Source organism: Lysinibacillus sp. NPDC097195 (assembly GCF_044762075.1).
Lineage (GTDB): Bacteria > Bacillota > Bacilli > Bacillales_A > Planococcaceae > Lysinibacillus.
Genome location: NZ_JBIWDP010000001.1, coordinates 2,030,697 through 2,044,422 on the forward strand (window position 1 = coordinate 2,030,697; position 13,726 = coordinate 2,044,422).

Annotated in this window: 17 protein-coding genes; 6 read left to right on the forward strand and 11 right to left on the reverse strand. The window is 35.0% G+C overall.

The window, feature by feature from the left end; translation table 11 throughout:
• Nucleotides 1-75: 75 nt before the first annotated feature.
• The 7 genes from ACIQXI_RS10565 to ACIQXI_RS10595 form a co-directional block, all read right to left on the reverse strand.
• Entirely contained in the window at nucleotides 76-1,326 is a 1,251-nt protein-coding gene (locus ACIQXI_RS10565; protein WP_402924327.1) for a DUF4179 domain-containing protein, read from the reverse strand.
• Entirely contained in the window at nucleotides 1,323-1,823 is a 501-nt protein-coding gene (locus tag ACIQXI_RS10570; protein ID WP_402924329.1) for a sigma-70 family RNA polymerase sigma factor, read from the reverse strand. The genes ACIQXI_RS10565 and ACIQXI_RS10570 overlap by 4 nt, the downstream gene beginning before the upstream one ends.
• 109 nt (nucleotides 1,824-1,932) lie before the next feature.
• On the reverse strand, nucleotides 1,933-2,967 hold the full coding sequence (locus tag ACIQXI_RS10575; protein WP_402924331.1) for a threonine aldolase family protein: 1,035 nt from the start codon (nucleotides 2,965-2,967) through the stop codon (nucleotides 1,933-1,935).
• Between the two features lie 33 nt (nucleotides 2,968-3,000).
• A complete protein-coding gene (locus ACIQXI_RS10580; protein ID WP_402924333.1) occupies nucleotides 3,001-3,558 on the reverse strand; it encodes a GNAT family N-acetyltransferase in 558 nt (185 codons plus the stop codon).
• Between the two features lie 130 nt (nucleotides 3,559-3,688).
• Nucleotides 3,689-4,075, reverse strand: coding sequence for a DUF5071 domain-containing protein (locus ACIQXI_RS10585; protein ID WP_402924335.1), 387 nt, complete (start codon nucleotides 4,073-4,075; stop codon nucleotides 3,689-3,691).
• A gap of 31 nt (nucleotides 4,076-4,106) precedes the next feature.
• Nucleotides 4,107-5,018: a DMT family transporter gene (locus ACIQXI_RS10590; RefSeq protein WP_402925740.1), complete on the reverse strand. Its 912-nt coding sequence runs from the start codon at nucleotides 5,016-5,018 to the stop codon at nucleotides 4,107-4,109.
• 29 nt (nucleotides 5,019-5,047) lie between these two features.
• Nucleotides 5,048-5,560: a GNAT family N-acetyltransferase gene (locus tag ACIQXI_RS10595; RefSeq protein WP_402924338.1), complete on the reverse strand. Its 513-nt coding sequence runs from the start codon at nucleotides 5,558-5,560 to the stop codon at nucleotides 5,048-5,050.
• Between the two features lie 130 nt (nucleotides 5,561-5,690).
• Between ACIQXI_RS10595 and ACIQXI_RS10600 the strand changes: the two genes are divergently transcribed.
• The gene (locus tag ACIQXI_RS10600; protein WP_402924340.1) at nucleotides 5,691-6,611 is read left to right on the forward strand and encodes a LysR family transcriptional regulator; all 921 of its coding nucleotides are present in this window, start codon (nucleotides 5,691-5,693) and stop codon (nucleotides 6,609-6,611) included.
• A 57-nt stretch (nucleotides 6,612-6,668) separates the two neighbouring features.
• A complete protein-coding gene (locus ACIQXI_RS10605) occupies nucleotides 6,669-7,184 on the forward strand; it encodes a phosphoribosylanthranilate isomerase (protein WP_402924343.1) in 516 nt (171 codons plus the stop codon).
• A gap of 110 nt (nucleotides 7,185-7,294) precedes the next feature.
• Here the strand turns inward: ACIQXI_RS10605 and ACIQXI_RS10610 are convergent, their stop codons facing one another.
• Complete coding sequence (locus ACIQXI_RS10610) at nucleotides 7,295-8,293, reverse strand: zinc-dependent alcohol dehydrogenase family protein (protein ID WP_402924345.1); 999 nt, start codon at nucleotides 8,291-8,293, stop codon at nucleotides 7,295-7,297.
• Nucleotides 8,294-9,053: 760 nt separating this feature from the next.
• Here ACIQXI_RS10610 and ACIQXI_RS10615 point away from each other — a divergent pair.
• Both ACIQXI_RS10615 and ACIQXI_RS10620 read left to right on the forward strand, forming a co-directional pair.
• Nucleotides 9,054-9,362, forward strand: a complete 309-nt coding sequence (locus ACIQXI_RS10615; protein ID WP_402924347.1) for a hypothetical protein — start codon at nucleotides 9,054-9,056, stop codon at nucleotides 9,360-9,362.
• Between the two features lie 138 nt (nucleotides 9,363-9,500).
• Complete coding sequence (locus ACIQXI_RS10620; RefSeq protein WP_402924350.1) at nucleotides 9,501-9,818, forward strand: hypothetical protein; 318 nt, start codon at nucleotides 9,501-9,503, stop codon at nucleotides 9,816-9,818.
• Nucleotides 9,819-10,317: 499 nt separating this feature from the next.
• Here the strand turns inward: ACIQXI_RS10620 and ACIQXI_RS10625 are convergent, their stop codons facing one another.
• Both ACIQXI_RS10625 and ACIQXI_RS10630 read right to left on the reverse strand, forming a co-directional pair.
• Nucleotides 10,318-10,542, reverse strand: coding sequence for a hypothetical protein (locus tag ACIQXI_RS10625; RefSeq protein WP_402924352.1), 225 nt, complete (start codon nucleotides 10,540-10,542; stop codon nucleotides 10,318-10,320).
• A 76-nt stretch (nucleotides 10,543-10,618) separates the two neighbouring features.
• A complete protein-coding gene (locus tag ACIQXI_RS10630; protein ID WP_402924355.1) occupies nucleotides 10,619-11,074 on the reverse strand; it encodes a hypothetical protein in 456 nt (151 codons plus the stop codon).
• Between the two features lie 390 nt (nucleotides 11,075-11,464).
• On the opposite strand from ACIQXI_RS10630, the gene ACIQXI_RS10635 reads away from it, so the two are divergent.
• Both ACIQXI_RS10635 and ACIQXI_RS10640 read left to right on the forward strand, forming a co-directional pair.
• Entirely contained in the window at nucleotides 11,465-11,989 is a 525-nt protein-coding gene (locus tag ACIQXI_RS10635) for a sigma-70 family RNA polymerase sigma factor (RefSeq protein ID WP_402924357.1), read from the forward strand.
• Nucleotides 11,982-12,692: a DUF3600 domain-containing protein gene (locus ACIQXI_RS10640; protein WP_402924359.1), complete on the forward strand. Its 711-nt coding sequence runs from the start codon at nucleotides 11,982-11,984 to the stop codon at nucleotides 12,690-12,692. Before ACIQXI_RS10635 ends, ACIQXI_RS10640 begins: the two co-directional genes overlap by 8 nt.
• A 109-nt stretch (nucleotides 12,693-12,801) precedes the next feature.
• Here the strand turns inward: ACIQXI_RS10640 and ACIQXI_RS10645 are convergent, their stop codons facing one another.
• Nucleotides 12,802-13,695 carry an SDR family oxidoreductase gene (locus ACIQXI_RS10645; protein WP_402924361.1) on the reverse strand — a complete coding sequence of 298 codons (894 nt, stop codon included), beginning with the start codon at nucleotides 13,693-13,695 and terminating at the stop codon, nucleotides 12,802-12,804.
• Nucleotides 13,696-13,726 lie beyond the last annotated feature (31 nt).

Sequence of the window (13,726 nt, forward strand, 5' to 3'; positions counted from 1 at the left end):
TCAAAGAAAATTTCCCTCTCTTAACTATTAAAAAAGATGTTCAAAAGGAACTCCACCCTTTTGAACATCTGTAATTTACTTTAATGGTATTTTCAATTCAATATTTTTCCCAATAGGATTGTAGAAATAGTCTATTTTGATTTTGGCTTTACCATCATAGTTTTTAAAGGTTTCCGTTGCATATAGATACTCATCATCATCTGAGAAAGAGCCACCCGCATATTCTAACTCCGTGCCATCCGCCTTTTGAGCAGTTGTAAAGAACATATGTCGATCACTATCATCCCATTTCTTTGCTGATGTTTTTAAGCTTTGTCCCTCTATAGCTATATCCCAATCTAAATAATCAGGTTTTGAGATGACTTCCTGTGTAGCAAAATCAACTTCGATAAAATCCTCACCCTTTGGCACAGCTTGAACAGCGCCAATCTTTAATGTCAATTCCTGTGGATCATTGAAATAATTACTTTGTAAATATACCGTGAATTTGCCATTGGCATTATTTTTATATATTGATGAGCGATCTACAAGTGTTCCTCTCCGCTCTCCATTTAGCGTTTCAACTGCAATATCCTCTAGTGCTAATATTTGCATTGTATTGGCTTCATCAACTTCAATATCGACTGCCATTTTTAATGGTGACTGGCGAATTTGTGTCACCGTAAATTTCTGACCAGCGACATCAACTGTACGATTCGCAGTAAACACTTTTTCCTTGGCGATATCATTTTGTAATGTAAATGGTATTGTCATTGCAATATTGCCTTTTTCCTTATCTTTAAAGTGAAAAATGGCTTTAAAATCCTTTGAAGTATAGGTGATAGGCTCTGAAAAACTAAAATCGACTGAAGACGTTATGTTAGTTTGATCACTTGCATTATGAGTAAAGGAACAACCGCATTCAATTTCATCCTCCCCTTGGAACAATTGCACTTTGTCCAAAAATAACTCAAAGGGCGCATCCGCATCATAATAAAGGACAAATCCCGAATAATCTGCTATGACCCCTTGCAATTTAAGCGCCAAGCCTTCTTTATGTTGTGTCACATTAATTTCTTCATAGTAATGATTATCCACAATATCCTTTATCCCTTTATCTCTTACTACCGCTGTTACAATAGCGTCAAGGCCAGGTATTTTTGCCACATAGTTTGCAATGGTCGGCGACACACGAATCGAAAATAATAAACTTAAGCAACATAAAAATACGATAGCAACAGAAACGATGCGCTTTTTTGTTGTTTTTTCTCGCTTTACTTTACACAATGCGTCCAGGCGCAGTTGTTGCAGCTTGTCCTTCGGAACGTCAATTGGTTGTTTACTCATAGCCAGTCCTCCTTTTCTCTAGCAAAGAGTCTGAGCTTCTTTAAAATGTGATGAAGCTTAGACTTTACAGTACCTTCAGGAATTTGATTAAGTTCGGCAATTTCTTTGTTTTTTAGTTGCTGAAAATATTTCATATAGATAAGTTGTTGCTCAGACAAGGTTAGTTGCTCTAACAATTTCTCAATATCTGAGTAGATGGCCCATTCAAATAAGTGATATTCTTCTAGTTGAACAGTTTGTTGGCGTTTACCTATATGATCCTTACAGCAATTGATTAAGACGCGTACGAGCCAAGTTCGCGCGTATTCGGGCTGCTGAACAGTATGCATTTTTTTTAGTGCCTTAAAAATTAGGTCCTGCATCACGTCTAGTGCGTCTTGCTCATTTTTCATGTATGTAAAAGCCATGCGATATAAAATTTCTTCATCCATTTCAATAAGGGAAAGTATCGCTTGATGATCACCGCGGATTGCACGCTTTATCATATCTATATCCATTGTTTTCGCCTCCTTCCCTCATTAGACTGTAAAATATTTCATTTCGTTCAAAAAATTTTGATATAAAAAGAATCCATTTAGCAAAATGGATTCTTTTGTCATACAGCTTTTATATATTTTTAATATCCTCAATCAGCTTTTCAACATCCGCCCTTTTTGTAGCCCAGCTCGTACAAAATCTTACAACACTTTGGCTAGCATCGACTTGTTCCCAATAGGAAAATGAATAGTTTTTACTTAATTTAGTTAACACATCATTCGGTAAAATAGGAAACTGTTGATTTGTTGTAGAATCATATTTTAATGCATAGCCTTTTTCAACAAATGCCTCTCGTATTTGCATGGCCAATTCCACTGCATGATTCGAAATTTCATAGTATAGGCCATCTTCAAACAACGTTTCAAACTGGATTCCTAACAAGCGGCCTTTTGCGAGCATGCCACCTTTTTGCTTAATAAAATAACGGAAATCCTTTTTAAGATGTTCATTTATAATGACAACCGCTTCCCCAAACATTGCGCCTACTTTTGTACCACCAATGTAGAAGACATCACAAAGTCTAGCGATATCTGCCAACGATAGATCACTGTTCTGTGCAACGAGTCCATATCCTAAGCGGGCGCCATCCATTACCAACGGCAAACTACATTGTCGGCAAACTTTGCTTAATTCCTCTAATTCGGATTTACTGTAAGTCGTTCCATTCTCGCTAGGATGAGATATGTATACTAAGCCTGGCTGAACCATATGTTCGTGCGTGACATCATTCCAGTGGGCATCATATAGATCTTTAACTTGCTGCGCTGTAATTTTTCCATCTGCACTCGGTAAAGTCAGCACTTTATGGCCTGTAGCTTCAATTGCGCCTGTTTCATGTACTGCAATATGCCCCGTAGTAGCAGCAATAGCTCCTTGATGCGGACGCAAAATTGCAGAAATAATCGTCGTATTTGTTTGGGTACCGCCAACTAAGAAGTGGACATCTGCATTGTCGTCTTCACACGCTTTTTGAATATACAATCTCGCTTTCTCACAATGCTCATCCATCCCATATCCAGGTGTCTGCTCTTCATTTGTTTCTATTAATCGAGTCAGAATGCGCTTATGAGCACCTTCTGCATAATCACTTTCAAAACGTATCATTCATTTTTTCCTCCAACATCGTGTATTTCTTTCCTAGCATGACCGCGAAGCATTGATAAAGTATATTAAATGATCAGTCCAAGTATCGTTCTCGTAGATAAATCCCTGTCTTGTGCATTCGTAAACCATCCCAACGCTTTCAGCTAACTTTATCGATGCTATGTTATCCACATTAATATGCGCTTCTATTCGATGATAATTTAATTTCTCAAATGCCAATTTCAGCGCTGCTTCTACAGCCTCTTTCGCATAACCCATTCTCCAAAATTGATTATGAATTGTATAACCAAATCTTGCCCATTGAAAGTCTTCCCTCATAATGGTTGAAAAGTCTATAAAGCCAAGATGACTATTATCTGCTTTTCGAAATACGCCCAAAACATATACTTTATCATCCTTAGCCATTTGGTGATGTTTCGTCACTAACTCACAAAACCACTCTTGCGTACAAATGCTCATATCTATTTTACCTTCATCGTATTGATGTTGAGAAGGGAAACGATTTTCATATTGCGTAAGCCAAGTAGAATAATCTCCCTGTTCTATTAATCGGATAACTAATCGTTCGGTTTCTGTTTTTAACTTATTCAATCGAACACCTCACCTAGAAATACTTTCTCCTAAATAAGTTCTCCTAACAATCGGAAAAACCTTTTCCGTTATCCTGCACCTTTGCCGAAAATAGAGGACACTAATTAGTGGAGCCCTAGCAAATTGTACTTCACAAAGTTTCTAATATTTGTTTAGCGATTTCATCCAGTTCTTCCGCAAGTTCATTTGCAGTAGGATTTTCAGCCACTCTCGTTAAATACTCTTGAAATTGACCTCGTGACTCTTTTGGCAATTCAATCACTAAAAAGTGAAGAACATACCACTTCCAATTGTCATCGTCTGAAGACAAAATATCTAGCACATAGGGGATAATTTCGTTAGGGAAAGTTCGTAATATCTCCAATACGCCAGGTGCAACAGGCCAATTTGTATCCTGAATAAATACAAGAAGTTCAGGCAATAAAGACACTAGTATATTTCTGTCTAGTTTTTTTAGTTCTTCTACTTTATCAATATCATAAATGTTTTTTGGTAGTAAACTTGCAAAGCCGTCCAAATGCACCCTCCTATCTCAATCATTGTTGATTCTACTCCGGTAAACCTTGTTTCGTGACTACAACTTTTGGGCTGTTCTTATTATAGTATGAAAATAAAGTACATCCCGCAATGGCAATAACACTACCTATCACTTGCATCCAAGTTAGTTTTTCACCTAGTAATAAAAAGGCTAAAATAGCAGTGAATATTGGATTAAAGTTTAGGAAAACACCTGAAATTGTCGAACCTAGATGCTGCACACAAATATTCCAAAACACCATAGATACGACTGTTGCCAATATGCCCGTATACAGAATTCCGAAGATGAAAGAAAGATTGATATGGGAAATGCTAAAAGAAGGAGCACTTATCGGTAACAACATGATGAGCCCAAAAATAGCAGCGTATAAAGTGGACATTAGAGCTGAAGTTTTCATCATCGCCCATTTACTACAAATCGTATAAAACCCCCACGTGCATACAGCGGCAAGCATCCACAAGTCACCTATATTAAATTTCAAAGCGAGTAGGGAGCCTATATTGCCTTTTGTTAGAACAAGAAGAACGCCCAACAATGAAACACTCATTGCCAACAATTGTCGCAGATTTATTTTCTCTTTGAAAAAAATCGCTGAACATATAGCAATGGAAATCATATTTAACGTTGATATTAAGCCAACATTTGTTGCGGTTGTTTGCGCTAATGCTAAAAACTGTAGCAGGTTAAATAGCACAACCCCTGTTACGCCCATTAAAACGAATGGAAGGATGGCGTTTTTGGGCGGGATAATCCTTTTTTCTTTCCACCAAACAATGGGCACAAGGCATATTACTGCAATGATCCATCTCAAAGTTGTTAAGGTCATGGGGGACGCATGTTCAACTAGCGTTTTACTAATAACAAAACTCCCCGCCCATAATAAACAAGTTGATAGCAGTAATCCATAATACTTTTTCACTATTTCCCCTCCCCTTCGTCTAACGAAAACATCTATTCCTCAATAGGCTTCATAGGACCTTGCAATTCCAACTGGTAAAAAGCTAAATCAAGCCAAGAATTAAATTTATAGCCCGCTTTTTTAATAGTGCCTGCATATTCAAAGCCAAAGTTTTTATGCATAGCGATGCTTTTTTCATTTTGAGCATCAATGCCCGCTATTAATGTCATGTATTCTCGTTTTGTTGCAATAGCGATTAATTCTTTCAACAGTTTCGTTCCAATGCCCAGCTTTCGATAGTTTTTATTGACATAAATCGAATGTTCAATGGTATATTTATAAGCTGGCCATGCTCGAAAGGGGCCAAATGTCGCGTATCCTACCACTTTGTTTTCCAATTCATAGACTAATATCGGATACCCTTCCTGCTTTTTTTGGTCATACCAATGTAGTCTATTTTCCAGTGTTTCGCCTTTATACGTATAGACAGCAGTCGTATGAAGTATGGCATCATTATAAATGTCTAACATATCCATTAAGTCTTTTGGTGTTGCTTCCCGTATCATGTTTCTCTCCCTTTCAATTGGTGCTTTTCTTTCTATAGTAAAGCTCTTGCATTGCAAGGTAAAATTGAACTTTTTAAGCCCTTGCTATAGACTAAAGTTATAGCAAAACGAATGGTAGGATGGTGAGGACATGACATTTCAGCAATTTCGTTACATCGTAGAGATTGCCAAACATAATTCCATTAGTAAAGCCGCTTCAGCACTTTTTGTAACACAACCTAGTATCAGTAAATCAGTACGTGATTTGGAACAAGAGCTGGGCATAACGATTTTAGATCGAACGAATAAAGGAGTCATTTTTACAAAAGAAGGCACTGAATTATTGTTTTATGCGAAAATGCTGTTAGAACAAACTGAGGCTGTTAAGCATCATTTTGATAAAGAGAAAAACACGGGCTTAACGAAATTTTCCATTTCATCTCAACATTATGGCTTTGCAATAGAGGCTATTGCTAATTTAATGGAGCATTTTACAGAACAAAAATATGAGCTATCCGTTCGTGAAGGGAAGTCAACAGACGTAATGGAGGATGTTTATTCAAGTAGAAGTATCATCGGAATTTTATCTGTAAGCGCATTAAATAAACCGTTTTTCGAGCGCCATTTTCTAGCTAAAGCTTTGATGTTTACACCGCTCGCTTCAGTTAAACAGCACGTTTTTTTACGTAAAGAACATCCTTTGGCTCATGCTCAAACGATTTCACTGAAGCAATTACGTAACTATCCTTATTTAAGCTATCAGCAGGATGATATGCTGTTACATTTTGCAGAAGAAACTGTAGATGTCAACAATATTGAAAAGCTCGTTTATGTAACAGATCAAGGAACGATGAATAACCTATTGTCAAATACAAATGGTTACAACATAGGCACAGGTTGCATAGTGGATCATTATATGCACCCCAATATTATGTCCATTCCGTTAGAAGAAAATCACTCAATGCAAGTGGGATATGTGAAACGTAAAGATGTATTTTTGCCCGAGGAGCTTCTTGTCTACCTCAAGTTTGTAAAATCTGCACTGGAAAAATCATTACCTATAGAAAATTAAAGAGAGGTATGGAAATCTATTCTCGTCTAATTTTATTAAAAAGACACGGAGGGCTATATGGATAATTTTAAGTTTAATACATTTATTAAAATTGCAGAAAAACTAAATGAAATTAACATCATTCCATTGTTAATGGGTTCGGTTGGTTTGGAGATGGTTACAGGAAAGAGTTGGGATGCAGAAGACTTAGATATTCATATTCCCGGTGATAAAAGAGGATGGCAAGTGCCACCCGAATTAAATATCCATCAATGGGATACTATCGTAAAAATTATGAATTCAATGGCATATCGCTTAGTTGATTTACACGAACATGAATTTACTAAAGATGGTTTATCAGTTGAGTTTGGTATTATGGATACTTTACCAAGTTTTGCAGGCGTTCAGTTAAAGAATATAAAAATGCATCAATTGGGAGAGGTAAAATATTATTTACTAAATCCTGAACAATATCTAAACGTTTACGAATCCTCATCCAAAGATAGTTATCGAGCAAATAAAAATAACAATAAAGATATTAAAAAAATCGTGTTCTTAAAAACAATGTTAGCTAACAATTCAAATACTAACTAATATTATTTTTAAATTAAATGCGAAACGACAAATTTTTCCGATTTCTGTCATAAAAAAAGAGCTGCCATTGCAACTCAATGTTTTTAGACAGTTTAACTCAAGCAATATCTTTAATAACTCGTTAAAAAGACTTTACCGTGCCTCTTTTTAGTAGAATCTGATTCTACGGCATCAATCGCCTCTTTTATATTGAATAAGTCATAATGCGAATCGACCATCATGAACTGTAATTTTTTATCTTTAATTAGCCTCATCAAATGATAGAACGTTTCTTGCCATTTACTAGTTGAGACACTTTTATTCCAGTGCCGTAAATGAAACATATTGGCTTTCACTTTTGCTTCATTTACAATACTTGTCCAGTTTACTTGTATTCCTGATAGCAGGCCAATCGTTAAAAATTGTCCATTTGGGTGGACACTAAAAGCTAGGTCATTGCCATCGGGACCGCCAATTGAATCAATGGCCGCATCTGCACCCATTCCATTCGTTAATGCCATTACGGTTTCATGTAGATTGCTGTTAGACGTATCGATGACCTCAGAAGCACCGAGATGTAACAATTCTTCTGTATAGTGATTATTTCTAGTCACGGCAATTAAGCGAAAACCTAAAATCTTCGAAAATTGCGCGAAAATATGACCTATTGCTGAACCACAAGCATTTACTAATAAAACATCATTTGCTTTTAATGTTAACACTTCCGTACAAACTACCCATGCCGTAACCGGATTAATATACATTTGAGCTGCTGTAAAATCATCAATCGAATCAGGTATGGGCACGACATATTGTGCAGCTGTTTTAACAAACTCTTGCCACGTGCCTTCACCTCGTAAAGGTAATACTCGTTTACCAATAAGATTTTTAGAAACTAAGGGACCAACATCTTCCACTATCCCTACTCCCTCATAACCAGGAATAGTTGGTAATGTTATACGATGAGCATAGGATCCTCTAATTGGAATTAAATCAGAAGGATTGATCGGTCGTACTAACATTCGGACAAGCACTTCATCGCCCTTAGGAGGTTCAATTGTTTTATAGGCAATATTTAAGACCTCAGTGGGACAACCAAACTCGTTAAAATGAATATATTTTGCTTCCATTTATTAAGGCTCCTTATAATTAACCAACTTTTTCTTAATTATAACATTTTCAACAAAGCTGCTTTGTCACTATATTAAAAAGTTAACAGTAAAAGTTCATCGTTAATTTTTTTGTTCTTCAGTCATAAATGATAAATCCCATTTCATAACAATAACTGTATAGTCTTCTGAATGAAAAATTTCTTCATCTTCTACAAGCAATAATACGTGAGTAAAGGTTTATAGAACACGGTAAAAATGAGGCTAATCCCACTATCAGTATCCCCATCAAAATAGTTATCCGTATGGAACTAAACTTATTCTATTAAGAAAATTACAATGCCTATATGTATTGAGATTACATAACATATTCTGCTCAACAATCACCGTTTAGCAAAACGCAAAATATAACATTTATGACTGCATACATACGTTGTATTGACGCAAACTATAGACAAATAATTTTGTGTATTATAAAGGAGGAATAAAATGTACGATCAAGTTGCGTATTATATTTTAAGGTCCCTATTAATTCTGACGATTTTAGTTGTTTTCTTTGGAATAGCTCTTGGGGATACACTAATTAGAAAAAAATAAAACGGCAAGCAACTCTATAGTTTAACCTGCAAATACAGTCTTTATTCAATTAAAGACTGTATTTTTTCTTGTTATAAAATATTTTTACAGGTAGAATATCTACTAAATATAGAAAATACTACAATACTAATTGTAGAAACATAGAATACGCTCGCAACCATATTAGGGATTAATTCTAAAAGAGGTGATTGTATTGATTAAATATCTACTAATTGGTATATTACTTTTTTTAACAATTACAAGATTTTATAAGGGTAGGGCCATTTTTAAAAACCTTTCAAAAAAGGAATGGGCCAAATACATTGGAGGATTTTCATTCGCTTGGAGCATTGCAGCAATGATTATTATTAGTGGTTCGAAACTAAGCAATACTATTCAAATAGGTTGGTTAAATAATATTTTATCAATTAGTATTATTTTTATCGGCTTAGCTTCTGCTGAATTCACTATGAGGAAAACCTTGCCTGAAAAAATAAAAGAATTTTATTCGTGATTTCCCCCTAAAAAAAGCAGAAAAACACATCCTATATGGCGGTGAAAAATCGAAAAACGCTAGGGTATATTTTTTACTAACTGCCTGAAATATAGTCTAGTATCATTAAGAGAAGTTAGATAGATATGAGGTGATTTTTTGGATGAAATAAAAAATTTTGTACTTAGATTGATTGAAATCATCGTATTTTTATCAATTGGTTTACTTTTCACCTTAAATATTTTAAAACCGATTTACGAGCACTTTGGAATCTCATTTTACGGAAATACATGGGTGAACTGGTTTGGAGTTGCTTATATTTTCTTTGTTTTTTATAATTTAATTTTTGGTTTGTTTATATTTAAAGCCAATAATCTCTTTACGCAACGAATGACATCAGTAATCTTTTGGCTTATTTTTATCGCTTCAATTTATGTAGTCTTTATCCCATTTATAAAAGGGGAAAATCCATTTTAAGCTAGAAAAAAAGAAGAGGCCTAGAGTACAGTAAGGTTTAAAAAATATCCATAGTGACTCCACGAGGAAAGCTTTCCAAACAATGTTTTAAATATAACAACTCCTTTATTGAGGTGACAATATGTGTTTTTTGTTCAATAAGCTAACACTTATCAGCATAAGCTTTTTATCATTTTGTTTAATAGCGCTTGGATTCATACTACAAACCGTGATCTATCCTATACAAGATATTAATTCTTTAAGTAGTCAGGCGCTTTTAGATTTTCATAAAGACTATGCAATAAATTACTCATTAGGATTAGGGCTACTGTATTTAGGGCTATTTCTGATGATTTTAGCCATAATTATACTCATTATTAAAAAAAGAGCTGCCCATGCAACTCATTAATCTTAAAAAGATAGGATTCTAGGATCCTATCTTTTTTCAGAGTATCCTATTAGTAAATAACCATACCATTCATTATCATTCCAAAAATCCTCTTTAAAATGGGATTCCTAATTAAGCCTTGCTAAAATAAGCCTCATAACAGGAAATAAATGTACCTAGAATAAACATTATACAAAATAAGACGAAAAACCACAGTGTTTGAGAGCCAAGTAAAAAACCATAAATTCCAGTAATACCATTATAGTCCCAAGGATTGTTTACTGATAATACAATAATTGAAATCAATCCCATTGTTCCACATAAAATTAAGATTGACCCAAAAAGCATTTTCTTCATTGTTTTTAAACCTCCTTCTGCGATTTTTTCTAGACTACAATAATTGTTCCACCAATACTTAATGCACTTAGGTCTATCATATTGCACAATGATAGATGTAGTGCTTGCTATCCAATAATTGTGTAGATAGATCAATGATTTTTTCAAATTTTGCTATTGTACTATCTCTATCAAAACTTACGATTCCATCAACCGGGTAATCATTATAATATAGAAGTTTTTTGATTAGGCTTGGACCATTCTTCAATAAATCTCTCCAAGCAGTAAAAATAGAAATAAGAGTGGCAGCTGAATGTTCATCAAAAAGTGTTATCCCTATATGATTAATCCCTACTTGTTTTGGGTTTCCTGGGAAAGCTGGATTCATACATGGAATCCATGTCATTGAATCGAAAATATAATCAAATACATCTATCTCAAGTGTAGTGTAATCAACAATTATCTCCTTATGGTTATCTTTCTCTCTATAAAAATTAATAAAAAAATAGTCATCTTGTGCTTCGTTTTTTTCTATCAAAAAAAATTCGTGCATGCTCATTCCTCCTCATTTTACTCCCATCGACATCTTTCTATAACAAATAACCATTTTAACATATATTGTTTATTTTTGTAATTTCTTTCTTATCCTATGTTGCGATGCGACTTTACAATAATTAATTCACAATAAGTAAAATCCCTCCACAAAATACTTCAAGGAACAATTTATTTACCATCTATTAAATTTTTAATATTATACTGTAATTAAATTCTAAAAAAGTAAATTTTTCAATACCTCAAATTAAACTACCATTACTTCATATAAAAAAAGAGCTGTCTAACTTTGACATCGACTTCATCGTGTTTTTTTATGACAAAAATCAAAGCCAAATGTTCTTCTAGTTTGTCTAATAGATGTACAACTAAAACGGAAGGAGGAATAAACATGAAAATTGAACGCTTAGTAAAGAAAGCACAAAAAGGAAATGATAAAGCATACGTCATGCTTTTTCAGCAATATGAAGCTGATATTTACCGAATGGCATATGTTTATGTGAAAAATAAAGATGATGCATTAGATCTTGTACAAGAAGTGGCTTATCAATCATTTAAAAAAATCAGTACATTGAAAAATCCAGAATATTTCAAGACATGGCTTATGAAAATCACTATTAATTGTGCATTAAATTTAATCAATAAAAATAAAAAAGTGATTCCGTTAAATGCAAACTTTGAAATGTTTATTGGGTCAGAAAATGATGATCTTGCACTTACTTTATCAATAAATAGGCTGATTGAAACTTTAAAAGAGGATGAAAAAAGTGTCATTTTACTAAAATATTATGATGATCGGACTTTAAGGGAAATTTCAGAGATATTAGATATCCCACTTGGAACAGCAAAGTCAGTCCTATACCGTGCTTTAGATAAGCTTCGACAACATTTAAAGGAGGTAGATAGCTATGCATAATCATCTTAAACACGAGTTATCGAAAATTGAAATCCCTGTAGAGGTTCGCGAAAGAAGTCTAGTAGGCATTAAAAAAGCAAAGTCTGAAAGAGGTGGCAAACTAAATCGTTTTGTCAAAAAACGAATGGCTATTGCGGTTATTTCTGCTACTTTAATGATTCCAACAGGTGTCTTTGCTTATCAAGCGTTACTTGCCGATGATTTATATGGTTCTTTTGATAATCTCCAAAAACATATTGCAAGTGTGACAATGGAAGGTTACTTATTATTTAACGCAAAACTTGATCAAGCAAAAGGTGATTTAGGTAAAGAGGAGTTTAAACAATTTAAAGAATTACTCAAAGTATTTACAAGTATCAAACTTGAATACGGAGATAAAAATGGTAACATAGATTTTTCTCAACTCCCTGCAGAACCATTAGAGCAAATTAAAGGAGCTATGTCTGAAGTACAACCATACTTTGACAAACTGAATGGTCTACCTTCCAGTAAAGAAGTTTTAACCGCTGAAGAATATGAACAATATATGCAAGCTCTCATGATCTATGAGACGACTATGGTCAAAATTGGCCTGCCATATGTTCGAGAAAATGATGCCATTCCTTTAGAGTTACAACAGGAATTCACTGAGGCTCAAGATTTCTTAGAATATGTAAATGATAGACAAGTTGAAGTAAAAATTGAATTGGGCATTAAACAATAAAGAAGAAAACAACTTGGTTTTACCACATACCAAGTTGCTTTCTCTTTACGCTTTTATTGAATTTACTGGTCGGCTAAGGAAGAATATTCTTTTCTCCCCCTATTTTAGATTACAAGTCTATCGGTTTGCCACCTGTCACTCCATAAATCTGACCGGTGATATAGCTGCCTTCATCCGAGGCAAGGAGAACATACACAGGCGCAAGCTCAACCGGTTGTCCTGCACGGCCAAGAGGAGTATTTTGGCCAAACTCAGTAATTTGCCCTTCCAATTGACCATTATCCAACTGCAACGGCGTCCAAATTGGCCCTGGCGCAACACCATTGACACGCACACCCTTCATGGCAAAGTAGGCAGATAACGATACCATAAAGTTGCTGATCGCACCTTTTGTAGCAGCATAATCCATTAATGATGGGGACGGGTCGAAAGATTGAACCGAGGTAGTGGTGATAATCGCACTTCCCGGTGCCAGATGTTTTTCTGCCGCTTTTACTGTCTCAAACATGCTGATGATGTTAATTTTGAAAGTGTCCTCCACTTGTTTGATTGTTAAGTCACTTAAGGATGGCTGTGCGATTTGTTGCGCAGCATTCAATACTAGAATGTCCAATTTACCAAAAGCCTCGACTGTTTTAGTAACAATCTCTGTTGCCGCTCCTTTTTCTCGCAAGTCATATGGTAGCAATAATGCTTTTCTGCCTGCTTTTTCAATTAAATCTTTGACTACGTTGGCATCTTCCTCTTCACCCGGGAAGAATTGAATAGCCACATTTGCGCCTTCGCGTGCATAGGCAATGGCGACAGCTCGGCCAATTCCGGAATCGCCTCCGGTAATCAAGGCATTGCGCCCTTCCAGACGATTATATCCTTTATATGATTCTTCTCCACAGTCAGGTTTGGGGCTCATTTCATTTTGAAGCGCTGGAGTGTGCTGTTCTTGATCCGGGAATTTTTCTGTATGAAATTTCTTACGCGGGTCTGTTAGATGTGGGTTTCCCATCAAAAATCATCTCCTAAATTATTATTTATAG